Below are 25,758 nucleotides of genomic sequence, written 5' to 3' on the forward strand. Positions count from 1 at the left end.
CACTCGAAAGCGAACGAGGTTGACACCAGTTAATACACGGAGAAAAAACCATAGCAATGTTCATCGATTAGATCCCATACCTCCTGAATCCGCGCCTCAATCTCTGACTCGCAAATTGCGTTCCCTCCGCATCTGCGGATATTACTCTGGAGGCAATGCAACTCAACACGATATGCACTGCACTCCGATTTATTCAAATTCCACCGATGAACCCCACCTCGCTTTAGCTCGGTCACATTCGAGCCTGTTTTGCAATTAACTGCTCCAGGGACATGGTCGTTCTCGTGCGCCTTGATACAGTCGACGCGAATTTGCTGGACAATCGGCATCGTGATAATGCGTGGAATATTTTGTTTCCAAGCACAGGACACTGTCCGACCATCACAGCAAACAATGCCACCTTGATCCGTTCCGGCAAGTCCGCTGTTAAAGGCCTGATCGCAGCATTCTTTTTCCGTTCGCCGGGGGGGCTGCCGCCCTCCACCAAAAGCGATTGGGCAATACTTAAAGAACTCGTTGATAACCGGGATTGGGATGCCGGTTTGTGGCTCGGTCCACTGCTTTCCACTTGGGTCAGTCCTTCTCAGTGGATTTGAAGAAACATACTGATACAAATCACAGGAACCGCCTCTGTACCCGATAGGGTCTCTGGAGCTAAACCTACCCAGTTGCGCGTCGTACCAGCGGTTCCTGAAGTAGTACAGCCCGGCATCCGGCGTCCACTCGCGGCTAGTATAAGTGTAGTGAACCCCAAAGGTGCTAACAGCTCGCGGCGTGAAGTTGGCCGCGAAGATGCTCAGGTTACCGTACGGGTCATACTCGTAGCGTTCCTGAACGCTACCCGAATCGCTCACCACCGCGGTCGTGTTCCAGTTCGCATCGGCCAGATAGTACAGTCGCTCGGTCAAGAGTCCACCCGAGGGTGAGATGTCGCGGTCACGCAGCACGAGATCGTCGATGTACCGCATCCCCCACACGTATTGGCGACGTGGCGTGTTCGACGTATCGACGTGTTCCTCGACACACTGCCAGGCGTCGGTGAAGTAGTACTCACGCGTCCGAGCGAGTGTTCCCGAGGTGTACTCCTTGGCAGCGACGCGGAAGTTGCGACCATCGAACTGATTTTCTAGGAGAACGTTCGAAGTCGCGTCATCAACCAGCTTCGTCATTCGGTTCCAGGCGTCAAACGTCGCCGTCATTGTCGCGTCGGTGCCAAGATCAGGGCGGGGGTTGGTCGTCGTGTTCCCGTTCCTGTCGTAAACGGGTGTCGCCCAGATGTCGCTTGGCGTGTTGCTGATGTCCGTAATCTCGTTGACTTCGTTCGCAGTCCGCGTCTGATTGAAATCCCAGGTACCGTCGCCGTTCTCGTCCTGCCGGAATTCTTTCCAGTTACCCGTCGGATCGAGCGTCCAGCATTGGGCGGCGTCGAGCGAAGTGATCGCGCTGTGCGTGCCATTAAGCTGGCCACGTTGAGCGGACTGCAGGCGGTTGAGTCCGTCGTATGCGTACAGCCAGTCGTGCTCCCGGTTGGGATCCGACGGGTTTTCTCGCCACGCGCGGTTACTGGCCCGGTCGTAGCCGTATTCAATTCGGGACAGGTCGGTGCCTGCCGAGACATCTCGCCAGCGAACGTCTTTTACCCGACCGAAGCGGTCCAGACCGCTGTAGATATCACCAGTGTCGGGGTCCGTCGACAGGGTTGGCGAGATCAGCGTGTAACGCAGGTCTGCCTGCGCGCTGTCCTGTTGGACGAACGTAGAGAGGCCCAGGTAGTTGTAGGCGGCCAAGACGGTCGCATCATCATCGATCAGGCTGGACACCTGGTTCATTTTATCGGTGATCGATCCACTGCTGCCGTAGTCGAGCGTGACTTCTCGCCCGTTGGGATAGAGCGTCGCGGTGGGACGCAGCACGTTGCCACTGCCGTTGGTGTACGACCGTCCCACGCTGGGTGTCGAGGCGGGGTTGACCGCGCCGCTGTGCGACTGGAATGTTTTCGTCACTTGTCCGAACCCATCGAACTGCCGGGTGATTTGATTCTCGATCGAGCCGCTGCCGACCGATGCATTATTATAGCAAGTCACCGCCGAGACATTCCCGCGAACATCGTAGGTTTGCTCCACGCGGCGAATGGTTCCGTCGACGCCTGCGCCCAAGGTCGTCACCCGGTCTTGCGTCTGACGACCGAGGGCATCGAAGTCGTACTGGCGTGTCGTACCGTTTTGATCCGTGAGGCTGGTCCGCTGCGACTGGCGGTTATACGTGTAGCTGACGCTATCGGACGTGCCCGTCGAATCCGGGTAGATCTCTCGACGCAGCAGGCTGCTCGAGGCGATCGCGCTGTCTGAGAGTGTGGTCCCGTAGATGTACTGCGTCACCTGATTGCCGGTGGAGGCGTTGACGGCGGTGAGTGTTTTGAGATCACCATCGGGTGTGTAGGTGAACTGCACGGTTTGGTTTTGATCGTCCGAGGCCGTGCAGGCAGTGCCGGTGCTCGAACTGGCGGGTGGATCGACCACGTTATCGATCGTATCGCTCTGGCGACTGGCCGCATCGTAAATTGTCCGCGAAATCTTGCCGGCAGGGTCGATACTGTCGCGCAGTCGACCCGCGTTATCGTAGACTTGCCGGGAGACGAGGACCGTATCGCTACTGGCGGGAATCGTGGCCGAACGGGTCAGGGCCGTGCCACCGTTGGTTCCATACTCGGCCGAGGCGATCATGCGGCCCACGGCGTCCGGGTAGCTCGCTGAGTACTGAACACGTGCATTCGGCGTCGCCGAGGGCGAGCCCAACTCACCGGTCTGGGCAGCCGCAGCATTGTGGTAGCGCTGCCGTGTGGTGGATTGGATCGAATTTCCCGCATCGTCGTAAGCCATGTCCGTTTGCGAGAGGATCACGTCGCCGGTGACGTTCAAGGCGTCGGCATAGGTCGTGTCGTTGCCATAGCCGGTATACGAGTGGACCATCCAGCCCGTGCTGTCAAAGACTTGTTTGGTAAAGCGGCTCGAACCTCCCGGCATGGATTTGACCGGGTTGCCGACCGCATCGAACCAGGTATTGCTGGTGATCGGGTTGCCGACCGTGCCCGTGTTGGGATCGACTGCATAGCCGATGGACTGGTAAACCCGTCCCAGGTTGTCGTACTTGGTCACATTTCGGGAGACCAGATTACCGCTGGCGGAAGTGTCGTAGCGGTCGGACTGGATCACCCGGTTCAGGTTGTCATAGGTAACCCGACCAAAGGCATCGAGCTCCCCGTTGGTGTCCACCCGTCGATTGCGCCAGTCATAGGTGTATGCGGTGGTGCGGGTGTTGACGCCATCGACGTAAGCGATCTGGCTGGTCAGGTTGTTGTCGCCCCCGTCATTGCCGTTGTCGAAGACAAATCCGCTGACGTGCACCATGTTATTGCCCGAGGCACCGCCGCCGGTTGGGTCGGACTCGGTGGACCCAGTGTCATTGGTGCCCACGAAGATCGCGATGACGTTGTCGCGAATATCGTAAACACGTTGGCTGATCGTGCCGCCGGGCGAAATCTGCAGGTTCTGCCGCTTCTGGCTATCGTAGCCGTAGGTTGTCTGGTCGTAGTTGGTCCCACTGGATCCTTCGCCAGAGGCCGGGATGGTGTGATAGACACGTGTCGACGAGACCAAGCAGCAATCCGTGTACTGCCAAGTCGTCCAGCTCGTGAACGACGCTTGCGAGAACGTATCGGTGGGCTGCAAACGACCGGAAGTTGATCCTCGCGGCACTTGGATCTGCTCCAGAATATTCCCGCGTGCATCCCGTTGCTGGATGTTGACCGGGTTGATCAGCGTGTAGGTGTAAGCAGGTGCCGTTCCGGTGGCGTAGCCGCTGGCGGTCCAGGTCGCGTGCTCAGCATCTTTGTAAACTGTCCAGTGAGCACGTCGCACCGCAGTGGCCGTGCCGCCGATGTCGATCGTATGGACAGGGCCCAGTTGCTGGGTGGTGCGCCCCCGTGAATCGATCTCGTAATCAGAAATCAAGTGTTTTCCACCACCACCGCCGCTCGGTGTGCTCCAGCCCGCTGGCACGCCGGAGAGCAGTGAGGTGTCGGCATCGTTAATTCGCTGCAGCATCGCTCCGAGAACTTGATCGTAGAACATTCGCGTGATGAACCCGCGGGCGTCCATCGACCACGTCAGGTTACCCCGTTCGTCATAAAACTGCTTTTGAGTGGTCGCGGTATTGGGACCGTTCTGGGCTGTTGTCACTACTGGCAGCGTGACCGTTCGCTGCTTGACTTGGACCGTGTCGGCGTACCACTCATAAGCGTAGGTCGTATCAAGTCGATCGGTGCCCGCATCGTCACGGAACTGGCTCTGCTTAGCGATCGGGTAGATCGTGGCCCCGCCGCCTGTTCGTTCGGTGTATTCCAGTTCGCTTTGCAGCACCGGCGTGCCGCTGCTACCCTTCTTCAGCGATGCTGACTCTAGGTAACCGGTAGCGGCACCACTCCCCGTGGTCGCGTAGTAGCTGCGCAGCTTGATGAGACCCTCGGTGGATCGAAGTACGATCCCCAGGTCCGCTTCACCCGGATCGTAGCTGACGACAGCCGAAGGCGAAGCAGTCTCGATGAGGCGCCCCGCGTCATCATACTTATCAGCGGTCAGCCATTGGTCTGCACCGGAGGTGAGCACACTGAGCAGGCCCTGCCCGATGAAGTTGGTGTAAACCGTATTGACCGAACCACCCGGACGCGTCTCGGTGGTCTTGCGGCTCCAGTGGTTGTAGCCATCGGCGTTCAGACTCTGCTCGTAAGCGAATCCATACGTCAATGAACCGCGATCAACGATCTCCTTGGTCACTCGGTGCTGCGCATCATACTCAAAGCAGTACTTGGCGTATTGCAGGAGCACTCCGTTGCTGACCGTGGTTGGATCGAGCGAATCAGCCAGCAGGTCTTCGTAACCGTCGGGCTCGACGACATATCGCAAGCCATGCTGAAAACCTTTGGCGTCACCCGTTTTGTAGTAGCGATAGTAGCTCTGCTTGACATTGACCCACGTCGCCCCCGAAGGCACCTGAATACGCACACGCATCAGGTCACCCGAAGAGCCGAAGCTGTTCGAGCCATCGTAGTATTCGTACGTCACGCGGCGGATGTTGACCCAGCCGTCCGTGTTGACCTGGCGGCGGTAGGTCACCGAGGTGGTGAGCCCCATGCCGTTGAATTCATATTCAAATTGAGTCGTGGTGGTGTCGCTGCCCACAACCGTTTCACGCTGAATCGTCTGGATCCGCCCCGAGGCAGAGTAGGCAACCACATCGGTCTGCTGCCCTGATACGTCGATCATGCTGGTCAACTGACCTGGCAGCGGCTGGGTACCCGAATCGCTCGAGGATGATGTTGAGCCGCAGGGTTCGTCACCAAAGTCCTTGAAGAACCAAATCTCACCGGAGGGCTGCGTGAGGACGTATCGACGCGAATCGCAGTCGTGCGTCAGTGTGGATTTACCGCCGTAGCGTGCTACGAACGAGACGTCACCACCGGATTCGACGCGGTCAAACCACATCGCATTGCGGGTACTGCGAACAAACGCGATCGTCCCGTCTGGTCCCTTCAGTAGGTAGGGCCACGCTTCGACGATCCAATTATAGCCCAGTCCCACTTCGTTCTGACCCTGGAGTTGATTGCTGTACTGGCGTCGCTGTGCCCAAGGGCCACCGGCTCCAAACGCCTGCAGATCCGTGACAGCCAGTTGCAATTCGCCGTTGAAGTATCGGACAGGACGCTCGCTGGTTGAATCGACTCCTCCGCCTTCCTCATTGCATTTTTTGCACCCCTCTTTATCGCTGCCTTCGGCTGGCAAATCGCAGGTTTCAGGCGGAGTCGGATCGGGCAAGGGTCCTGGGCCTTGCCAGGGACTGGATGATGAACTCGACGGCCATGAACTGCTTGACGAGCCCCCGCTCGAAGACGAAGAGCTGAGCGAGCTACTGGACGATGAGGATCCTGTTGAACTGCTCGAAGAGCCACCACCCGAAGAAGAGCTCGAGTACGAACTCGATGAAGAAGAACTGAGCGAACCGCTCGAGGATGAGCTGCTCGTTGAAGGAGAGCTACTCGAAGACGATGATCCAGATGAAGAACTACTGGAACTCGAAAAACTGCTACTGCTGCTGGAACTCATCGATCGACTCTTGCATCATGCGGAAGGCTTGGTTCGCAGCCAGTGTCAAGGCGTTAAGGAGCGGTGTCAAGCGATAAAGCTAATGGGGGGTGCGTTTTTCCGCAAAATAGCGTTTTAATTCACGACTGCTGCTTCGGGACACTTGTGCAGAAGACGCATCGCCTGTGAGAATCGCATTCAATAACGGGCCACCAACTTAACGAGATAGCCACGCGGCTCGCGGTGACCTAAGACTGTCTCTGGTGAGATTGACACCCGGCTTGGCGACTGCGAGAGTAGACGCCCTTCTGGCTCGACGTGGCGAAGCCCTGCCGTATAAAGCAGGCACAGGGGCACCGTTGCTCATTGCCCTCGTGATCCCTGAGCCAATATCGCGTCCGTGCCATTTCGTGTTCTTAGCATGCAACCACGACAGACTGACCACTCTCTCTCGCCAATTTCGGAGCTGTCGGATTCTCAGAAAGTGGCTGCATGCCTGTCCACGGGTATCAAACCAGTGGTGTCGGCAATCATGCCAACGTTTGGACGCCCTGAGTTAGTCAGCGAATCCGTTGCGATGTTTTTGGCTCAAGACTATCCGCAAAAAGAGCTCATCATCCTGAACGATTGTGACGGACAGATTTTTCGCTTTGACCATCCGCAGGTGCGCGTCGTCAATCAGTCTCAGCGGTATGCAACACTGGGCGAGAAACGCAATGCTTGTATCAAGCTCGCCGAGGGGGAGGTCATTGCCGTATGGGACGACGATGACGTTTATCTGCCGTGGAGATTCTCAGATGCAGTGTCCGAAATGTTGTCCCGCCAAGGGTCCTGGGCCTTGCCAAGGACTGGATGATGAACTCGACGGCCATGAACTGCTTGACGAGCCCCCACTCGAAGACGAAGAACTGAGCGAGCTACTGGACGATGAGGATCCTGTTGAACTGCTCGAAGAGCCACCACCCGAAGAAGAGCTCGAGTACGAACTCGATGAAGAAGAACTGAGCGAGCCGCTGGAGGATGAGCTGCTCGTTGAAGGAGAGCTACTCGAAGACGATGATCCAGTCGAAAAACTGCTACTGCTACTCATCGATCGACTCTTGCGTCATGCGGAAGGATTGACTGGCTGCCATTGTTGAGGCATGAAGGAGCAGTGTCAAACGCTAAAGCTAATGGGGGGCGTTTTTCCGCAAAACAGCGTTTTAATTCACGGCTGCTGTTTCGGGACACTTGTGCAGAAGACGCATCGCCTGTGAGATAAACGAGCACCGGCAAGTCAACTGGCATCTCTCAATGAGCACGAATCAGTTTGCACGCCATCGGATGCACAGATAAAAGACGACCGGGGCGACTGGGTTCCACCGGTTCGCTTGCTCACTATCGCATTCAATAACGGGCCACCAACTCAATGAGAGAGTCAAGCGGCTCGCGGTGATCTGAGACTGTCTTTGGTGAGATTGACATCCGCCGCAGTCGGTCCTTGGTGTATCGCTTGTTGAGCTATCGGCCATCGGTCGATGTGCTGTTGTTGATTGATTCAAACATCCGTCGCCCACTTCGTTGCTGACGGGCATCACTTCAACGAAGTCAGTGTCTGAATGCACTGATGCCGCCGCCAACGCCCAACCCAAAAAAGCCACTCGACGATGAGCAACTCACCCACCAAAATTCGCCACCAGCGTCGCTGGGGCGGTGGAAGTTGCGCGCTGAGAAAATCCGCCGCCAGCCGCAAAACCTTCATCAAGCTTCGCTTGATGAAGGGCAAGAACTCATCAATCAGATCTCATTGTTGTAGCACGGATCATTCGAATAACGCTCATTACGAGGACGCTGAAGCGGCAGAGTCAACCGATGCGGTTGGCTGCAGCGGAAGTTTTCCTGAAAACCTGTCGGAATCCCCAGCTCGATCGAGACTAAAATACGCACAGTCAAGATGATTTCCCACTTCCCTGTTCCATGAATCATGCACCGGAATACGCCGCCAATCCCCGGAAAAAGTTTTTCCAGTCACCCAACGTTGACTCCATCGACCAGTGCGCCGCGAGCCATTTGCGGGCTTCACGGATCATCGCGTTCCGCTCGTCGAGTTCGTAGGCGGCTCGCGATGCGTAGTAGACAAACTCGCGTTGGTCCGAGCAGAGGAATCCAGTCTTGCCATGCTGAACCAATTCACGCCAACCACCTCGATCGTCCACGATCAGCAGGCATCCACTCGCCATCGCTTCGAAGCCCACACGCGGAAGGTTTTCGTACGTCTCAGTTGCCTGGATGATGCAATGAGACTGTCCATAGACCGTCTGCGGAGTCAACTCTCCTGGCGGATAGGCGCGAATCCAGTCCGGTTCTTGACCAATTTTTGCACGAACTCCCGCGTCAACGCCCAGCATGATCCCACTTTTCAACACGGGCGCCACCATGGTTTCATAAATCCACAACTGGGCAGGATGAAATTTCCCTGGATCGGCGCGAGAAAGACGAGCGAATCGAAACGTGTTTTCATCGCGATGTTCGATAAACGGGAAGGCATCCAAGTGAAAATGTGGACGCACCTTTACCGGCCGGTAAGTGTCGTTGATCGATCTCAGCTCTGTCGACACCTTTTCCATGGCGTGGTCCGTTTGGTATAGAAAGAAGTCGATCATGCCACGGGCGTGCATCGCTTTTTCCTTTTCAAATAACCACGTCATGCAGTTGACGAAGGTGGTCGATTTGGCGCGCGAGCGGATCGCATCGAGGTTATCTAAGAATCCCGCATTGCAATACGAAATGACGTGCTTTCCCGCACACACGCTCCAGTCGCACGGCTCGTGGACAATGCATCCGCGTTCGCTCATCCCCATCAGGTGGCAATTGTGGTCCATCGGACCGGTATGAACCAGGTGAACCTTCACGCCCAGCTTCTGCCAAACGTAAATCTGATGATCCAGTTCCGTGTCAGCCCCACCTAGCCGCGATGGAAACCCAATTACGCAAATTTCATCAATCAACGACCTCTCCCTATCTTCTGCGGTGAGACTCTTTGTGCAAGATGGGCCTCTGACACCGCCTCAGGGTGCATGCCACGTCGCCACTGACGTGACACGCCCATTCCAAACCGCAATCCTAAGTCGCCAGTTCGATTTTGGATATGCCAGCGTCGAGAAACGTGATACGGCGGTCGCTGTTGACACACCGACGCGACGCCAGAAAATTGATTTGGCTCGTGGCACGCCGCCAGGTTCCGCATGGTTGATTGAACTATCCTGACTTCCAATCCAATAGCGAGGCTCGCAATGCTTCGCGTACTGGGGAAAGGTTGAGGCCGGCTGCAACAGCCTTGGCACTATCGAGCACACAATTCGATCTCGGTGTTTTTGCGGCCAACTGCATAAACTGCTCTTCGCTATCGAAGAAACGGAAGTCCTTGTTGGAAATTCCCGCCTCACGAATCATCGCTACCACCTCCGACGTAGTAACACTCCCAGGGTTGGTCAGGTTGTAGATGCCAAAAGGAACCTGAAGCTCGAAAGATCTGATCGCCGCATTAGCAAATTCCGTCAGGTGCGACAGACTGTTCTCGGCCTCCAAGAGCATGTTGTATCGCATCAGTTTCGACAGGTAATTCCGCGACGAATCGATACGCGAGAATGGAATACGCAGCCGCCAAATGTAACCACCGTCAAAATCCGCCAACAACTCTTCGCCCATCGCTTTCGTTCCCGAGTAAAAACTGCAGTTATTCTGACGGAAACTGAAATTGGGTGGGTCGATTTCACAAAACCCCCGACCGTCCTGGCGTCGCCCTCTATAGATACAGCCAGACGAAACGTGTCCCCACGGCACCGCAGTACGCTGGCACGCCGTAGCGACAATGCTAGGCAGTACCGCGTTTCCTGCCAAGCAATTTACTTTATCGCTCTCACACGCATCAACGTTGGGTTTGCCCGTGTAGCCCGCGCAGTTGATCATCGCGTCTGCCGAAACCTCCCGAAGAAATCGCGAGATCGCATCGGCGGAGTGGAGATCGCATTGATCACGGTTGAGGGGGATTAGTTGATGGCCCCACGCGATAATCTGCCTCGCAAACTCCGAGCCAACATAACCCGAAAAACCGAGAAGTACGAATCGCATATTGATCCAATGAGCAGGGTGAAGCTGAGAAGTTTCAAGACGCGTCACGTTCCATAGAAATACTAACGGATGAAAGACGCTAGATTCAACTCCAGCGATTCGCTCGGCCTCGCTGACGCGACGACCACCGAGCCTGGACTCATTGAGCAGCAAACTTTCAATTCGCTGCTAAGATCCCGAGCAGATAGACTCCGTATTCGTTTTTCATCCCCTCAGCGAGGTCTCGCAGTCGCGTGTCCTCGATGAACGCCATCCGCCAGGCGACTTCTTCGAGACAGCCGATCTTGAGCCCCTGACGCTTTTCGATCGCAGCGACAAAATTACAGGCGTCCAACAACGAATCTAAGGTCCCCGTATCGAGCCATGCGAAACCGCGACTGAGCCGCTCAACGGAAAGCTGATTCCGCTTGAGGTAAATTCGATTGACATCGGTAATCTCCAGTTCCCTTCGCGCCGAGGGTTTGAGCGAATGTGCGATTTGGACGACGTCGTTGCCATAGAAGTACAGGCCTGGAATTGCGAAGTTTGATCTTGGCCGGGCAGGTTTTTCTTCGAGCGAGATGGCATTACCGCTGGCATCAGTCTCGACGATTCCGTATCGCCCAGGGTCACGGACCTTGTATCCGAAGATCGTCGCGCCGGTTGGACGCGCGGAGACCTGCTGGAGCTGGATGCTGAAACCTTGCCCGTAGAAGATATTATCGCCCAGTATCATCGCGACCGAACTATCGCCGATGAAATTCTCGCCGATGATGAAGGCTTGAGCCAGTCCATCAGGGCTGGGCTGCTCGGCATACGACAATTCGATCCCCCAATCGCTGCCGTCGCCGAGCAGGCGTTGAAAGCCCGGTAGATCGTGCGGCGTGGAGATCAGCAGAATTTCCCGAATGCCCGCTAGCATCAATGTCGACAGGGGATAATACACCATCGGCTTGTCGTAGACCGGAATCAGTTGCTTGCTGATTCCTTTAGTGATCGGGTGCAACCGCGAGCCCGAGCCACCAGCCAGAATGATGCCTTTGCGATTGATTCTGTCGAGTTCATTTCCCATTGCTGGCTCCACCAAGGCGTTCCATCCGGTACGCTCCACTGAGCATGTGATCAGTCCAGGCCGGGTTATCAAGGTACCACTGGATTGTGTCGCGAATCGCGATTTCAAAGGTTCGTGCAGGCCGCCAGCCTAATTTATCACGGATCTTGCTGGCGTCGATTGCGTAGCGATGATCGTGACCTGGTCGATCGGGTACGTGGGTGATCAACGACCTGCAGTCATGAGGCAGGTAGGAACACAGTTCATTGACGGTACGGCAGATCGTGTGGACAATGTCGAGGTTAGTGCGTTCGCAATTCCCACCAATGTTGTACGTTTCGCCCACGTGACCCGATTTCAATACCGTCTGAATCGCATCACAGTGGTCGCTCACGTACAGCCAATCGCGAACATTCAGCCCATTGCCGTAGACGGGGAGCGGCTTACCCGCGATGGCATTGAGCGTCATCAGCGGTATCAGCTTTTCAGGAAACTGGTATGGTCCATAATTGTTGCTGCAGTTGGTGATCAACGTCGGCAATCCAAAGGTGTGGTGCCATGCTCGGACGAGCATGTCGCTGGACGCTTTCGAGGCAGAATAGGGCGAGCTGGGCGCATAGGCGGTCGTTTCCGTAAAATATCCTTTCGCGCCCACCGCCCCGTAAACTTCGTCGGTGGACACGTGCAGAAACCGGAACTGAGCTTTGGCGTCCCCCGCGAGGCCACTGAAGTGCTGGCGAGCGGCAGTGAGGAGTTCATAGGTTCCGTTGATATTGGTCCGAATAAACTGATCGGGACCGTCAATGGAGCGGTCCACATGCGATTCAGCAGCAAAATGAACCACCGCGTCGGGAACGTACTGCTCGAACACCTGCGTCACCGTGTCACGGTCGGCAATGTCGCCCCGTACAAAAACATGTCGGTCGCTGTCTGCCGGAATCGATTCGCGATTACCCGCGTAGGTTAACGCATCGAAGTTAACGACTCGCACTGTATCCGATTCAAGTACGTCGCGAACGAAGCAACTGCCGATGAATCCGGCGCCGCCGGTAACAAGAATGGTTTTCATTGGTTCTTCACTAGTGGATCTTGCCAGCATGCGCCTGCGAAAAAAATGCCGGACGGTGGAGTCAATGCTAGCTGAATCGCGTTACGCTGCTAGCGTTTGCAATCTGATTCCATCGCTTTGTCCGCCACGCAGGCGTGTTGAGAGAAATTTCGGCGACTCGATTTCGCATCAAATTGTCAAGAATACCGGACTGGGTTGACGTGCCGGTGAGTGCGTGGATACTGATACACTTGTCCTGGCGAGCGATTCATCGCGCGGGCCGACTTGGGTCCCAGAGGAACAATATCGAAGACTACCCTGGGATTGCGAGGGCGATTTCATTCAGTGCATTGCGGGCTTACTCGAGGGCGAGCGATTGAACCGAACGACGATTATTAATTCGCTGATTTTGCAGTATAATTACCAGTCGTATCTGGAAATCGGTCTCGGTTCAGGGTGCAATTACCAAGACGTGCGATGTGACGACAAAACTGGTGTTGATCCAACGCCCCCTCCGCGGCACGCAATGACTGGTAGCATTCACGCAACCACATCTGACGAGTTCTTCGCGGTTAACGAACGTTGTTTCGACATTGTCTTCATCGACGGGCTGCATCACGCGGACCAGGTTTACAGGGACATCGAGAACAGTCTGCTGTGGCTATCTGAGGGAGGGATCATTGTCTGCCATGACATGATGCCCGTCACGGAACTGCAGCAGCGGGTGCCTAGAGAAACGAAAGCCTGGACCGGGGACTGCTGGAGGGCTTTGGTGCGCGCGCGGGGCAATCGGGAAATCGAGGTATGCGTTGTCGACACGGACTGGGGCTGTGGTCTCATTAAACCGGCTGAGCAACCGGTATTCCAGCCGAAAGAAGAGCTTGCGTTTGAAAATTTCCAACGGTGCAAACACGCGTGGCTTAACGTGATTTCCGTAGCCGAATTTAAGATTCGCTACCTGCTGTCGCAGAACTGATGAGAGAACAGTTCGAGAACCCGAAGATCTACGCTTCTGACTTTTATTATTTATTATCTGTGTAGGCCCACGATCATCGGTGTTGCCATGCTCTCGGACATCGACCAGCTAACAACTTTGCGGCTTAACGAATCGAGTGCCACAGCGAGAGATAACGTTGTTTGACAATGAAGTCGTTCGCGCTCTGCTTCAACTCAGCGGTGAACGCCCGTCGTTTCTGTTTTTATTTTTCTGACACTCGAATCTCCAGAGCGATTTTTGAAAAAAATCATGTGTCCGTCAGTCGTGGGCCACGGCCATCGCATCAAATCTACGGATAGTATTGGCGTGGGGCTTGTCTGAGTCCACAGTAGGTGCGAAAGATTGCGGTGTTAGGATTTTTGTTTCACGCTGCACGGATGGGTTTTGCAATGGCTGTCGATCAACTGGTTTCGTTTGAATCTTGCTTCGAGATTGTCTCGGATCCGCGTGTGCAAGGACGCAGCTATCACCCACTCAATTCAGTGCTGTTTCTTGTGGTAGCGGCGGTCATCTCTGGAGCCGACGGGCCTGCGGAGATCGAAGACTTTGGAAAGGAATGACAAGACTGGTTGGAGCAGTTCATTGAGTTACCTTGTGGCATCCCGTCACATGACACGATTGGTCGAATCCTGTCGATCATCAAACCAGCGGAGTTTCAAAAGGCACTTCTTGCTTGGCTCAGTGAACTGCGAAGGATTCCTGATGGCGATTCGCCCATTGTGGTTCCGATCGATGGCAAAACCGCTCGTGGTTCGTATACCGATGCGGAGAAGTCCAACGCAATTCACATCGTCAGTGCTTGGGCATCGGATTATGGAATCACGCTGGGGCAAGTCGCGGTCGATTCAAAGTCCAATGAGATCACAGCGGTTCCGCAATTACTTGATATGATGGAACTCAAGGGAACGATCGTCACGCTCGATGCGATGGGCTGCCAAAAAGCCATTGCAAAGAAGGTGATCGAAGGCGGCGGCGACTTCACATTTGCAGTCAAGGACAATCACCCGAAGCTTGCTGCCGCCATTGAGCAAGCGTTCTTGGACGCCTATGAAGCGGGTCTGTTGGAGTCGGGATTTCGATCGAAGACTGTCCGCGAAAAAGGGCATGGCCGTGAGGAAATGAGAAGCTATTGTGTGGCATCGGTTCCTGAATCGATGAAGGCGTTGACGAGAGCGTGGCCAGGGATCCAAAGCATTGGTCAGGCGATCAACGTCACGACCAATGGCGAGAAGGAAACCAGCGAAACCCGCTATTACATCAGCAGCCGAGCACCGAAGGTTGGTGAGTTCTCGCAGTCGGTCCGAAAGCATTGGGGCATCGAAAGTATGCACTGGATACTGGATGTCGTTTTTGGCGAAGATGCCAGCCGGATCCGCACCGGGCACGCGGTTGAAAACATGAGTTTCACAAAGAAGTTCGTCATCAGCCTACTGAAGCAAGACACTTCCAAGACAAGTTTGAAGGGCAAGCGGAAACGTGCGGGATGGAACACCGATTTCCTTCAAAAACTCATGTTCGGTGAATAATTTGGTGCGATGGCCGTGAGTCGTGGGCCAACGCAGTTCCGAGCATGCTATGTTTTTAAGGTCTAAAATATCATTAATTCTGTGAAACATCTAATTTATATGCAATGGTGTGAATTCCCTGTCTGTAATGAGAACTTCAAAAAACGTATCGTCAGACAGTATCCTACTGAAGACATTGTCGCTAATTTTCCTGTAAATTTCGGTCATTTCTTTCGCCATAACCTCATCGCTTGCGGAGTAGCCCAAGGCAACCCGATGCACATCGACGGTAGGATGCCTGCTTCCACAGCCATGATGATAAATCAAGTTGCCGTACACACCAAATAATACTGGCATCACATCAAGAACATTAGTCCTAAGTAGAGGGGACCATCTTAAGTTCGCTCTATCGATGCAGTACGTCAAGCATCCTACAGCATCTTTTTTATGAGGCATGTATCTGTTGCGAACGCCATATGGAAGCCATACTGACTTAGAATCATTTGGCAAAAATCCGCTGAGATACCGCACAGTCTTTTGCTTCAGCATGATAAAGGCAGGATGACAATAGTAATCTCCATTGTCTGTTCTCTGGATGCCATAGATATTTTCGATGTCCTCAACAATGCATGCTATTAAGGAATCAATATTTGCGATAGGAAAAGCATCAGAGTCTATAATCAATAAGACGTCATCATTATCTAAGAAACCAGATATGCTCTCGTGCATGGCCCTGATGCTCAAAGAATGATCCATGCTTCCCCATTTGCATTTCTTTTCAACCAGTAGTGGTTTGCAAGCAAAGATGCTTTCTGCCATCAGCTTATCTTCGCGATTCTTTACGACAACGTGCCAGTTGATTTTATGGGTGGTATTTTTGTCAAAGAAGCGTTTCTGTATCTTCATCCATTTTTGCGAGGTGTGCACGGTGATTATATTGATCGTTGACATAAATTTATGCAAACCTCGGATACAAAAAGAGTGTTATCTACGGAACTGCGTTAGCGGAGTATTGATTGCTATAGCCAAGCGGCCACGCAAGTCAGTGTCGGCGAAAAGTGCGATTTGGAAGTTAGGGAGTGTCTGGGCAGTCGCGAAGCGAAGGTCAACGAGTTAGCTACGAGCGTTCGAAGTCACTGAAGCGTGGAGTCGATGCACTGCGGCTCGGATGTCGTGTTTTATGACCACGCGAGCCGCCGTCGCTCAAAACGCGCGAAATCGCGTTTTAAGTTCGTACCGGGTTGCGAGACCAGACTTCTGGAGCAGGGCGCTTGCAGAACAAGTCTCAAGCAGAAGCGAAAGAAACAAACCACATCGGTCGAACATAAGAATCGCGCGCACACCAAATTTTGGCACCACCTCACACAATTCTCCGAGATTTTTGGGATGCGGAATGCGATTCGATAAAGGAAATGGCATCGTCGATCATACGTCTGTCGCATTTGAGCTCTAGGTGCTCTACGAGACTAAGGATAGTGGCTTCCGGCGAAGTCAGCATTTTCGAATATCCAACGCGATAAAGCGAATAGTCTTGACTCGCCTCCTCTAGCGAATTCCAGAGAGTTCGCTGAATGCGATCAGGAGATTCCCAGTTCCATCGGGCACGAACGATCGAGTCAATTGATTGATCCAGTTCACGCCATGACCAAATGAATTTAGTCCTTGGTCCCCATGCCTCTTCTAACTCGGGGCACGACAACGAAAGCAGAGGATGCTTGGCGCCGACGTTCGATCGTCCCGAGCCGCACTGATCTAGCAACCATTCCTTCAGGAACGTGACCCGTTCGTTACGATTGCAAGTTGGAATGAGCTGCGGCTCATGCCAAAACTCACGAAGTCTCTCAGCAAGTCTAACTTCCTCATAGTGGTTCCCCCAAAACTGCACGCCCATGTAGACGCCAAGGCGATGCAACACACCGGCTAAGGCACTTGATCCCGATCGATACAGGCCAACTACCGCGATAGGTGATACGTTCGGCTTTCGCATTTCTCCAATGATTTGATTCATTTCCACTGTAACTCCCGAACACTGTGGCTTCCTTATCTCATGCCGCATGAGAGTTCCGTTGCGCCAGCTCCAAGCATCTTTTGAGCGATTCCAGGCTGTTCTCAACAGACGTTCTAACCGCAGAAGGGCCGCCCGTTCCAGCGATCACGGATGGGGTGCAAATGACAATCAACATGTTGAGTCGATGGTGGCGGTCAACGGTCGATTTTGGGTCATCGAGATCACCAAATCTTTGCAAGACTGAAAAAGCATCATCGGAAAAGTTTGTCCCAGGTTTTGCGTGATCATAGGCAATCGCAGCACTCAGCAAATGAGTTGTCCTTCATTCCTCAAATCATCACGAAAATCAAGTTGCTCTATCACTCGCTACTTGACTAAAGCATGTCGTGCTGGTGCGAAGCAGGCCTCAGTGCTTAGCGATGGAATTCAACTGCCACCGCCATCGGTGGGAGACTGGTTGTTTGCGATCTGGTAACTCTATTGTAAAAATTCGATCGTCCATGCTACCGCGTCGCGAACCCAGACCATTTTCTCTACGCCCTTTGTGCAACGATCAGGGTAGCACGTGGGATCGGGTTCGTAAAGATGGACTCGCCCACTCGTCATTGAGAGGATTCCATGTCAGCTATTGTGGCGTCACGGATCAGTGTAAGAACGCCGATAGGAAATCCGGGGTATCTTCCGCAAGATACGGGGATTTGTTTTGATCCGGTAGTCTTTCAAAGTCGCACATGGATTCGAGACAAGGGGCGTCGGAGAAAAATTGGCAGAGATAATCGGGGATGCTGCTGGCGTTGGTGCTCAGATTCCGGCCACCGAGCAGCGGCCAGGTGTTACGATTTGTGACCAGATTGAATCGCTTGCTCATGCGAGCCGTAATCGTGATAAAGAACGTCGTTGGGCATCCTGTGTCAACCAATACGATCGAACGCATCGCACTTGAAGTCGGCAATGATCTCGAAGCCGCCGAGCGGTCTGGTAGGCAGGACATTCTCACCGGCGAAGTGCCCGTGCCACTGCTTGCGATTCTTTCGGACGCCAACACGTCAGCTACAGCCTGCTTGTGTGGTACGATTGGTTTGCGAGTCTCGCTTCCTATGAGGTGCCGCGTCGTCTTTGTTCAATTTAGCAGATACTCGAATCCCAACTGTCCTGTTGCTCCAGAGGCTTGCGCGAGAATGAAAGTCAGTCCAGCTAAGATGCCGTTTGGGTGCGATCGACTATCTCGATGTCGCTTAGGGATGCTCACTGTCATCCTCCCGAGGATGGAGCTAGGGCATTTGCGGGAATGGCTGCGTCACTACGCCGCTCGCGGTTTCAGACATTTCTGGATTTTTTCCATAGGACATGTCGTTCTGGATCAACGCTTCGGAAACAACGGAGAAAAATATTGGAAAAAACAACCGGAGGCGGATTATCGGTTAGACCTGAGCAACGATGACATCGACCAATGTCTTGAGAATATCCTGGAAGACGCTCGACGCGACTTTGGGCTGAGCATTTCGTTTGAGCGAGTGTCCGCGAATCCGAAGGGAGTCGGTACTGTTCAGAAACAAGCGGCGAGTAGCGTTCTAAATCGTGCGATCAGTGATGTGGACTGGCTCGGTTTTTTTGATGTGGATGAACTGCTTGTCGGTGATCTGAGTGTCTTCGATGAAGTGCCAACTGATGTAGCCGTCCTTGAAGTTCATCAACGAGTCTTTGAGACTCGCTGGCAGAACGGAAGCTGCCGCCCAATGAGTGCGGTGCATCGTCACTATGGAAATGTCGAATTCAATCAAAAGCTATTTGTTCGTCCTCAATTGATTCAAAATTGGTCGCGCGTTCACGCTATTCATGCTTCGGATCGCCACGGAAAAGTTGAGATCGCTGATAGCAAGCGGCTTCGGTTTGGGCACTTTCGCGGAAAGCCAAAGCACAAAGTAGAGACAGACGCTCATGCTTCGCCTTCGTTAGAACACTACGCACGACTGGCTCTTCGGCCTGAGAGCGATACGATGCACAGACCACCGTTTGACGTGATTTTAGGTGTGATGCGAAGTGGTTCTACGCTGCTGGGGCACCTATTGAGTTCGATGGGTTATGGAAGGTATGCAGGAGAGACTCACACAAATATTTCTCATGAGCGAGGCGTTCAAAACGCGATTAAGATAATCGACGAAAAAGTGCGCGTCTCGAAGCCACTTTGGTTGCCGACGATTGACAAAGTACTTCATCGAGAGCACGTCGGTGGCGCGAGGTTCTTATCAGAACGAGTCGATACAGTCTATCTGCTGCACCGACATCCAATGGTCATCTGGCGTTCGTTAAAAGACACGGGCTGGGAAAGAGCAACACTCACCTATCTCCTCAGCCATGCTCGTTGGCTCAACGAAATCACCGAGATCGTGCCGGCGCATAAATTGATTGGCATCTCCTACTACGATATCGTAGATCCGTCGAGAACCCACCGGAAATTCAATCGAGCTTTAGATGCCTATGAGCTTCTACCGACGACCGGGAAACGAGGTTGGGGAGATCCGATTGGCGTCATCGCAGATGGGCGAATCAGAATTGGTTGCGAACAAGAGGATTTGGCGGATGCGGCTAATGCAATCGGTGATATCCCGCCGGAACTGGAACAGGCAATCACTGAACACGAGCAATTGATCAAAAGACTTCTTGCGAATGGCTCAGAGAGGCAGTTGCTCGCTCCTCCAGCCAGTCTCAACATTTCTCGAACATGAGCGGGGGTTGACTCGGTCGCTCCCATCGCACAGCCCACAAACACGCTCTCCAAAATCCTCAACAATTCGGCAAAAGGACCATTTGAAGCTCCAAATCCCTACAGTCACAATTCAGCAAAAACTACGACCGCAATTCGGTCGGCAACATCCAGCCGAAACAGCCGCGACGCACTTCGTGTGCGTCGGTGCGTCCGCTTCGCTTGCCGGAAGAACCAACGCCTGGGCGGCTTCGTGCCGCAGGTGTGGCGGACTTCGTGTCCGCCAATAAAAAACGGCAGCCTATCGGCTACCGTTTCAATACTCAACTCCAGTGCAATCACTGGTTAATCGGTGTCCGATACCTTTGATTTCTCCAATGAGAAAGGCCACCTTGCGGTGGCCTCGTTTCACTCCGGTGCAGTGTCTGGATTCCTCATCTAAGAGACTAGACCCATTAGATAGTTCATTAGATGGTTCCCTTACTCTTATCCGCTTTTTAAAAAAAGCCATAAAATAGCAGTGGGAGGAGCATGCAAAGAAAAATCAACGCCATTGTCATCTTCTTAACGAATCCTACCAGTAGTGGATCCCGATTGAACATCAGCATGACTCCTAGCATACCAACGCCCATGTTCCAGAAGCTTAAATAGATCAAACTACTCGGGTACAGCACCACCTGCATTTGACCAACAACGGCAAGTAATACCATTGCGATTGGCCATACGCCATTTCGGATCATGGGAGCAATCATTCCTTTATACAACGTTCACATCCTGCAACACACCCAGCAGTATACGTCGCTATTGCTGTCCCGACATCCATGAAACAAGCTATGCGGCCAGTGCCCGGTGGGAATGCCGCGCACGCCGAGAATCCAAGAGTGCCTATTGAGCCAGCTACACGCGTGCACTGGTCGCGGCATTCGCTTGCACTGCAATCTCTAAACAGCTCACACGTAGTCGGCGGTTTGTACGATTCTGCCCCGTCAATTTCAAACCCTCCATCCGGATTGTACCAGTCTGGTCCCACGTCCGCGCACGCATCGCGGCAACAATCTTCGATGTTCCCAGCACACGGTACCGTAACAGTTTTCTTCAGCCCCCATGGTCCGGTGCTATTGCACGTGCAAGTTACGTTCGTCGGCTTAAAAGGTGGAATCCCACCTTTCTTTGGCGGTGGAAGCGGTGGACGCACGTCATAAATTGTTTTCGGCGGCGGCAAATGCCAATCCATGGGTGGCGAGCCCATGCCTGGCGGCGGTCCATCGCCAAAGGTTTGTAAACCCATGGGGTCCATATATTGAATTGGCACCGAGCTTACATACTCGTACAGGCTCCACTCACTCCCCACATACCCGATGGGATCTCTGGAGCAAGACTCCAATCGTCGGCAACTTTCGTAAACGCAAGCCGGTTTGCTAGTGCGTTTTGCGGTCGTTTCGCACGAAGCTCGGCGCGATCGACAGCGCTCCACTCTCGCGCGTGCGCGAGTGCGGTTTTTCAGGTTCGGGCGGCGGATCGTAGATGCGGTTTTCACGCCTCTGATTGTAACCGATGACGCGGCGGTGGGGGCAACTACGAAGCCAAAAAGTTTTTTCTTTAGCTGCCCGTCCACCCACCGTCATGACGCAGCGGGCGGTGGATCGAGCAGCTAATAGCAGCTAATAGCAGCTAAAGAAGAAGTTTTATTCAGCGCGATGGCGCGGGCGTGGGCGCTTTGATTTAGACGCGCGCGGGTGAACCAGCAGGATCGTCGTCAGGGTCGCTGTCGTCGTCGCTGTTGGCTTTCAAGTCGTCGGGGTCGGGTTCCTCTCGGTCGTGGTCGGCCGGATGGGTCAGCTCGTGGATCTGTTGAAGTTTTCGGATCGGGACTTGAGTGTAGATTTCCGTCGTTGTCAGTTTCGCATGACCAAGCATCGCTTGGATGTAACGGATATCGGCACCGTGTTCGAGCATCAGCGTTGCCATCGTATGGCGGAACAAGTGACATGATCCTTTCTTGCCGACGCCAGAAGACTCGATGTAACGGCGGACGTATTCAGTCAGCGAGTCGGGGTTGATTGGCCCGCCGTCGTTGGTGATGAACAGCGTTCGTTCACTCATGTTCATCAAGAGTTCATTCCGCGCTGATTCGATGTAGACCGTGATCCACGACAGAGCGCGGCGACCGATCGGAATGACTCGATCTTTTTTTCCCTTGCCCTCACGGATCATCAGCGTTCGACGTTCACTGTCAACGTCTTCGATCTGCAGTGAAGCCAGTTCACTGCGTCGGATTCCCGTTGAGTACAGCGTTTCTAAGATGGCCCGATCACGGATGCCAAGCGGTTGCGTGATATTGGGTTGCGATAGGACTTGCTCGGCTTCATTGGCCGTTAGGATCGCTTTAGGGAGTCGATGGCCGAGCTTGGGTAAGTCGAGTTCACTGGCCGGATTGAACAGCAAGTAGTTTTTTCGGGCCAGCCATTTGAACCAGGCGCGCAGACTTGAGAGGTGCGTGTACTGCGATCGGAACGACAGCGGTTTGTCTTGCTCGGTGCGATGATGGAACAGGTGACGTTGGAACCGTTCCAAGATTGGCTTGGTGATTTCATTGGGTCTTGAGATGCCGCGAGCCAGGCACCACAGCGCGAAGCGACGAACGTACTTGGATCGGTTGTCGATGGTTAGCTCCGAGTAGTTGCGGGTTCGCAAGTCTTCAACATGGATGTTGATGAAGTGCTGGAAGCCGTGTTTGTCAGTGGCATCATCGACGGGTTGAATTGGTTTGCGTTGGCGTTTCTTGGACATGGTTTTCTCCACAGAAGGAAGGATCGGAACGGACGTCAGCGGGAGCGGGAACGACAACGGCTTCTGATTCTTTGAAGAACCAGAAGCCGTGATCGAGTTGACAGTTTGGGGTGCAGTTACGACGAGGAGCTAAGCGGCGTCCGCTTGCTCGTTTTCGTCGTTTTCCCGACTACTTGGCGGAAGTGGCGTCTTTTGCCGAGTCGATCGGTTTTCGGCGGGGGCGACTTCTTCCGTTTTCTCCCCGACTTCTACCGACTTTGCGGCTGAGTTGTCGGGGGTCGGTTGGGAGTTGTCGGGGCTTCGTAGATGTTTGACGTCGATCAGGCCGGAGTTGATTGACGTGGTTTGATCGTGGTCGGGATCGTAAGACAGCGTGTACTCGACCACTCGGCCTTTGCCGCCACCGGCTTCGACGCGCAGGTATTCGTAATCGACCAGCCGCGCCAGATGTTCTTTCAACTGCGTGTCACCGAACGTTCCCCATCGTCGGACGTCCTTGCGCGAGAAGCGTTGTTCATGCAGTTCGATGCCTTGGAACTCGCAGAGACTGCGAAGCCCACCGATGAGTTGTTCCAGGAGGATTTGAGTGCGTTCGGGAAGTTCGGCGAACGAGCGTTCTAAGAAGTGATCGGCCAGACGGTTGGCCAGTTCGATATCTGCGAGCGTCGTTTCAATGAACGTGCATGGTTCGCCCGCCTCGTTGGTGAACGTGCCTTCGGTTCGTTGATGCTGATGCAGCAGCGTTACCGATTCGATCAGCGTGAGGTAATGATCGTGGGCGCGGCGGCTCTTGGTCTTGTCGCTGCGGAAGGTCAGTTGCTCCGCGTAATTGTTCACCACCGTGAGCGGACGTAACAGACGCTGCGAGTTTTGATGCAACGCCCGGATAGCACGTCGTTCGTGTTGCACTTGACGTCCGCCCAGCGTGCGGCGCGTTCGCTGTTGGCGGTGGATCGCTTCGGTATGCTGGGCGTGTTCGCACACGCCCAGCGTCACGCAGCGATTCTTTAGCTCGGGGTCGGTTTTGTCACTGGTCGTCGTCAAAATGTTACCGGCCTCGCTTTGGTCGCACTTCCCGCCGGTTTTGGGCCGAATTGTTGTCGCAAGTGGCAGTGATTGTTACACCGCTAATTCGGTACAGTCTCGCCCGCCCTCGCAACCCGCAACTCGCAACCCGCCTTTCTGAAGAATCAATCGTACCTCGCCTCGACCCCGCCCCTTTGGATGCGCGCAGTGCTCCAAACTGAAACCCGGTAGGCTGGCGCTGATGCCCTGCCATTTCGATCCAGAGCCTCGGGAACTTCAGCAGTATCGTGTGGATTTTCGCCTCCAAGGAGCAGCGTGACCGGCGACTCGCCCTGCTAAAGTGCCTGCCCTGTCCTCACTGCAAACACACCGGGGCACTGAATCGACATGGATTCCTCAAAGGTTATGACGAGCTGAACTTCAAGCAAAAAGCCATCCGGGCGATTCGCGTCTTCTGCTCCGATCGTGCAAACGCTGGCGGCTGCGGCAGAACCTTCAGTGTCTGGATCGCCGACAAAGTCAAAAGACTCTTCCTCGATACCGACAGCCTGTGGCAATTTCTTGAACAAGCCGCTACGACGGGAAGTAAGTCCCAGGCTTTCAGAGACCTGCAAAGCTCACTGAGCGACTCGGCACCCTACCGGATCTGGAAACGATTTCTGCAAGCCCAGGCGGCGATACGAACCGCTCTGACGGCGATCGGGCCGCCGCCCAAGCATGTCCATCAAGACGGAGTGCCGTCGCCTGCCCAGTCCGCTGCCCAAGGGACCATCGCCCACCTCAAAGCAGCCTTCCAGGATTCTTCCAGCAACCCCATCGCCGCCTTCCAGAACGCGACACAGCGTTTCTTCATCTGATGGCAGTTCTGCTCTGACGGACATCCCGCTGAGACAACGGAAATCTCGCGCCATGATCTGACGCGGTGGCCCCACCACCGGCAAAGTCGGCACGGTCGGCGCGCCGCCGACGCCGACTGGGCCGATTTGATGTCGCACCGGATCGCGACGAAAACTCGATTTCTACCCAGCAACACAACCCGACGATTGAGTCACCGCCAGACGCTTCTAAATTCGATGCCGGTCGAACTTCCGACCGCTGCCATTGGCACCGAAGTCCTCACCCTCATCACCGGAGCGTCTGCATGAAACGTCCATCGATCTATCTCAAAATGAAAGTCCTCGGAGCGATCGACATCGCCGAAGGGAAAACGAGTGACGCACGCATCAAGAACGTCGCCGAAATGACATTCACCGACGAAGAAGGAAAGCCGCATCAGTTCACCTGGCGAACCATCCAAACGTGGCACTACCGCTACAAAAATCACGGCATCACCGCGATGCAAAACCAATCACGGTCCGACAAGGGACGCACACGCAAAGTCACCCCCGAAGAAGTTCTCGAAGCGATCAATGCGGCGCTGCCTCATTTTCATGGGAAAACACCGGGCAAAACCGCTATCTATCGTTTCTGTATCGAGAAAGGCTTGCTCAACGCAAACCAAATCGCACGAAACACGTTCAGCCGGATGGTGGGCAAGTACGAGTTCCTCAAAGAGGACTCCGGCGAGAGCCGTCAGCGTCGGGCCTTCAGCATGCAGTACGCTAACCAGCTTTGGCAGGCCGACACGATGTTCGGGCCGCACATCGCCGGCCGACAAGCCAAGCTGATTGCGTTCATTGATGACGCCAGCCGTGTGCTGTGCCACGGCGAGTTCTTCTTTGAAGAGAACGTCGACTCGATGGTCAAGGCAATCCGCTGTGCGTTTTACAAACGCGGTCTTCCCGAACAGCTCTACGTTGATAACGGCTCGATCTACTGTTGCCAGGAAATCACGCTGATAGCGGCGCGTGTAGGCTGCATCCTGCGTCACACGGCGGTGCGCGACGCGGCAGCGAAAGGGAAAATTGAACGCTTCTTCCGCCGAGTCCGTGACCAGTTCTTGATCCGCAACCTGGATCTCTCTTCGATCGAAAGCCTTAACAAACAGTTCAGTGCATGGGTCGAAGGCGACTACAACTCGACCGTTCACTCAACCCTGGGCATGAAACCGATCGACCGCTTCGGCGTCGATCTTTCACGAATTCGTTTTCTCACACCCAGTGAAGACACTGACGAGTTGTTCTATGCCGAAGCGGAACGTCAGGTCAAAAAAGACAACACGTTCAGCTTCCGCGGCACACGCTACGAAACGCCGATCGACCTCCGCGGTCGCAAGATTGACTTGCGTTACGAACGTCATCGCGACGGTGCCGTGATCGTCTACCAAGGCGGTCGCTGGATCGGCAAAGCGCGCCCATTGGATGCCGTCGCCAACGGCCTGTTGAGGCGAACGGAATCGTAGTTGGTTAGCTGTTAGCCAACCAAACCTCACGCCTCATCTTTTCAAACTTCACCCTTCACCCT

General features: G+C 54.3%; 18 protein-coding genes and 1 pseudogene. 9 read left to right on the forward strand and 10 right to left on the reverse strand.

Translation table 11 applies throughout. The features are described from left to right. Window positions 1-29: 29 nt before the first annotated feature. On the reverse strand, window positions 30-5,837 hold the full coding sequence (locus CA85_RS21935; protein ID WP_146393505.1) for an RHS repeat-associated core domain-containing protein: 5,808 nt from the start codon (window positions 5,835-5,837) through the stop codon (window positions 30-32). Here CA85_RS21935 and CA85_RS25175 point away from each other — a divergent pair. From CA85_RS25175 to CA85_RS21955, 4 genes are all read left to right on the forward strand, one after another. Beyond that, entirely contained in the window at window positions 5,803-6,276 is a 474-nt protein-coding gene (locus CA85_RS25175) for a hypothetical protein (RefSeq protein WP_186775129.1), read from the forward strand. The two genes, CA85_RS21935 and CA85_RS25175, sit on opposite strands and share 35 nt — an antisense overlap. Window positions 6,277-6,714: 438 nt before the next feature. Continuing rightward, complete coding sequence (locus CA85_RS26230) at window positions 6,715-6,993, forward strand: glycosyltransferase (RefSeq protein ID WP_391564936.1); 279 nt, start codon at window positions 6,715-6,717, stop codon at window positions 6,991-6,993. Next, complete coding sequence (locus tag CA85_RS25180; RefSeq protein WP_186775131.1) at window positions 6,935-7,276, forward strand: hypothetical protein; 342 nt, start codon at window positions 6,935-6,937, stop codon at window positions 7,274-7,276. Before CA85_RS26230 ends, CA85_RS25180 begins: the two co-directional genes overlap by 59 nt. Before the next feature lie 467 nt (window positions 7,277-7,743). Continuing rightward, window positions 7,744-7,932 (forward strand): hypothetical protein, encoded by a 189-nt coding sequence (locus CA85_RS21955; RefSeq protein ID WP_146393507.1) that lies wholly within the window; start codon window positions 7,744-7,746, stop codon window positions 7,930-7,932. Window positions 7,933-8,098: 166 nt separating this feature from the next. Here CA85_RS21955 and CA85_RS21960 read toward each other — a convergent pair whose 3' ends face one another. From CA85_RS21960 to rfbB, 4 genes are all read right to left on the reverse strand, one after another. Continuing rightward, entirely contained in the window at window positions 8,099-9,124 is a 1,026-nt protein-coding gene (locus tag CA85_RS21960; RefSeq protein ID WP_146393508.1) for a glycosyltransferase, read from the reverse strand. 250 nt (window positions 9,125-9,374) lie between these two features. Next, entirely contained in the window at window positions 9,375-10,247 is an 873-nt protein-coding gene (locus CA85_RS21970) for a sugar nucleotide-binding protein (protein WP_146393510.1), read from the reverse strand. 157 nt (window positions 10,248-10,404) lie between these two features. Continuing rightward, entirely contained in the window at window positions 10,405-11,298 is an 894-nt protein-coding gene (gene rfbA, locus CA85_RS21975; protein WP_146393511.1) for a glucose-1-phosphate thymidylyltransferase RfbA, read from the reverse strand. Further along, window positions 11,288-12,346 carry a dTDP-glucose 4,6-dehydratase gene (gene rfbB, locus CA85_RS21980; RefSeq protein WP_146393512.1) on the reverse strand — a complete coding sequence of 353 codons (1,059 nt, stop codon included), beginning with the start codon at window positions 12,344-12,346 and terminating at the stop codon, window positions 11,288-11,290. The genes rfbA and rfbB overlap by 11 nt, the downstream gene beginning before the upstream one ends. Before the next feature lie 355 nt (window positions 12,347-12,701). Here rfbB and CA85_RS21985 point away from each other — a divergent pair, with 355 nt between their 5' ends. Together CA85_RS21985 and CA85_RS21990 are read left to right on the forward strand one after the other, a co-directional pair. Further along, window positions 12,702-13,301, forward strand: coding sequence for a class I SAM-dependent methyltransferase (locus CA85_RS21985; RefSeq protein ID WP_146393513.1), 600 nt, complete (start codon window positions 12,702-12,704; stop codon window positions 13,299-13,301). Between the two features lie 410 nt (window positions 13,302-13,711). Next, window positions 13,712-14,848: pseudogene (locus tag CA85_RS21990) on the forward strand (ISAs1 family transposase). A 90-nt stretch (window positions 14,849-14,938) separates the two neighbouring features. Here CA85_RS21990 and CA85_RS21995 read toward each other — a convergent pair. Next, window positions 14,939-15,754, reverse strand: coding sequence for a hypothetical protein (locus CA85_RS21995; RefSeq protein WP_146393514.1), 816 nt, complete (start codon window positions 15,752-15,754; stop codon window positions 14,939-14,941). Window positions 15,755-16,187: 433 nt separating this feature from the next. Continuing rightward, window positions 16,188-16,835 (reverse strand): hypothetical protein, encoded by a 648-nt coding sequence (locus tag CA85_RS22000; RefSeq protein WP_146393515.1) that lies wholly within the window; start codon window positions 16,833-16,835, stop codon window positions 16,188-16,190. A gap of 1,241 nt (window positions 16,836-18,076) precedes the next feature. Between CA85_RS22000 and CA85_RS22005 the strand changes: the two genes are divergently transcribed. Further along, window positions 18,077-19,561 (forward strand): hypothetical protein, encoded by a 1,485-nt coding sequence (locus CA85_RS22005; RefSeq protein WP_186775132.1) that lies wholly within the window; start codon window positions 18,077-18,079, stop codon window positions 19,559-19,561. Between the two features lie 475 nt (window positions 19,562-20,036). Here CA85_RS22005 and CA85_RS22010 read toward each other — a convergent pair whose 3' ends face one another. The 3 genes from CA85_RS22010 to CA85_RS22020 all read right to left on the reverse strand — a co-directional run bounded on the left by CA85_RS22010 (window position 20,037) and on the right by CA85_RS22020 (window position 23,373). Continuing rightward, window positions 20,037-20,279, reverse strand: a complete 243-nt coding sequence (locus tag CA85_RS22010; protein ID WP_146393517.1) for a hypothetical protein — start codon at window positions 20,277-20,279, stop codon at window positions 20,037-20,039. 982 nt (window positions 20,280-21,261) lie between these two features. Continuing rightward, entirely contained in the window at window positions 21,262-22,329 is a 1,068-nt protein-coding gene (gene xerC, locus CA85_RS22015; RefSeq protein ID WP_146393518.1) for a site-specific tyrosine recombinase XerC, read from the reverse strand. Window positions 22,330-22,458: 129 nt separating this feature from the next. Next, window positions 22,459-23,373 (reverse strand): hypothetical protein, encoded by a 915-nt coding sequence (locus CA85_RS22020; RefSeq protein ID WP_146393519.1) that lies wholly within the window; start codon window positions 23,371-23,373, stop codon window positions 22,459-22,461. A 269-nt stretch (window positions 23,374-23,642) separates the two neighbouring features. Between CA85_RS22020 and CA85_RS22025 the strand changes: the two genes are divergently transcribed. Together CA85_RS22025 and CA85_RS22030 are read left to right on the forward strand one after the other, a co-directional pair. After that, complete coding sequence (locus tag CA85_RS22025; RefSeq protein WP_146393520.1) at window positions 23,643-24,212, forward strand: hypothetical protein; 570 nt, start codon at window positions 23,643-23,645, stop codon at window positions 24,210-24,212. A gap of 284 nt (window positions 24,213-24,496) precedes the next feature. Beyond that, window positions 24,497-25,696 (forward strand): DDE-type integrase/transposase/recombinase, encoded by a 1,200-nt coding sequence (locus tag CA85_RS22030; protein ID WP_146393521.1) that lies wholly within the window; start codon window positions 24,497-24,499, stop codon window positions 25,694-25,696. Window positions 25,697-25,758: the final 62 nt, after the last annotated feature.

This window comes from Allorhodopirellula solitaria (genome assembly GCF_007859855.1).
Lineage (GTDB): Bacteria > Planctomycetota > Planctomycetia > Pirellulales > Pirellulaceae > Rhodopirellula > Rhodopirellula solitaria.

Coding starts and splice junctions, on each gene's coding strand:
- CA85_RS26230 (WP_391564936.1), top strand. CDS start 6,715: ATGTTTTTGGCTCAAGACTATCCGCAAAAAGAGCTCATCATCCTGAAC.
- CA85_RS25180 (WP_186775131.1), top strand. CDS start 6,935: ATGCAGTGTCCGAAATGTTGTCCCGCCAAGGGTCCTGGGCCTTGCCAA.
- CA85_RS21955 (WP_146393507.1), top strand. CDS start 7,744: ATGCCGCCGCCAACGCCCAACCCAAAAAAGCCACTCGACGATGAGCAA.
- CA85_RS21970 (WP_146393510.1), bottom strand. CDS start 10,247: ATGCGATTCGTACTTCTCGGTTTTTCGGGTTATGTTGGCTCGGAGTTT.
- rfbA (WP_146393511.1), bottom strand. CDS start 11,298: ATGGGAAATGAACTCGACAGAATCAATCGCAAAGGCATCATTCTGGCT.
- rfbB (WP_146393512.1), bottom strand. CDS start 12,346: ATGAAAACCATTCTTGTTACCGGCGGCGCCGGATTCATCGGCAGTTGC.
- CA85_RS22000 (WP_146393515.1), bottom strand. CDS start 16,835: ATGAATCAAATCATTGGAGAAATGCGAAAGCCGAACGTATCACCTATC.
- CA85_RS22005 (WP_186775132.1), top strand. CDS start 18,077: ATGCTCACTGTCATCCTCCCGAGGATGGAGCTAGGGCATTTGCGGGAA.
- CA85_RS22010 (WP_146393517.1), bottom strand. CDS start 20,279: ATGATCCGAAATGGCGTATGGCCAATCGCAATGGTATTACTTGCCGTT.
- xerC (WP_146393518.1), bottom strand. CDS start 22,329: ATGTCCAAGAAACGCCAACGCAAACCAATTCAACCCGTCGATGATGCC.
- CA85_RS22030 (WP_146393521.1), top strand. CDS start 24,497: ATGAAACGTCCATCGATCTATCTCAAAATGAAAGTCCTCGGAGCGATC.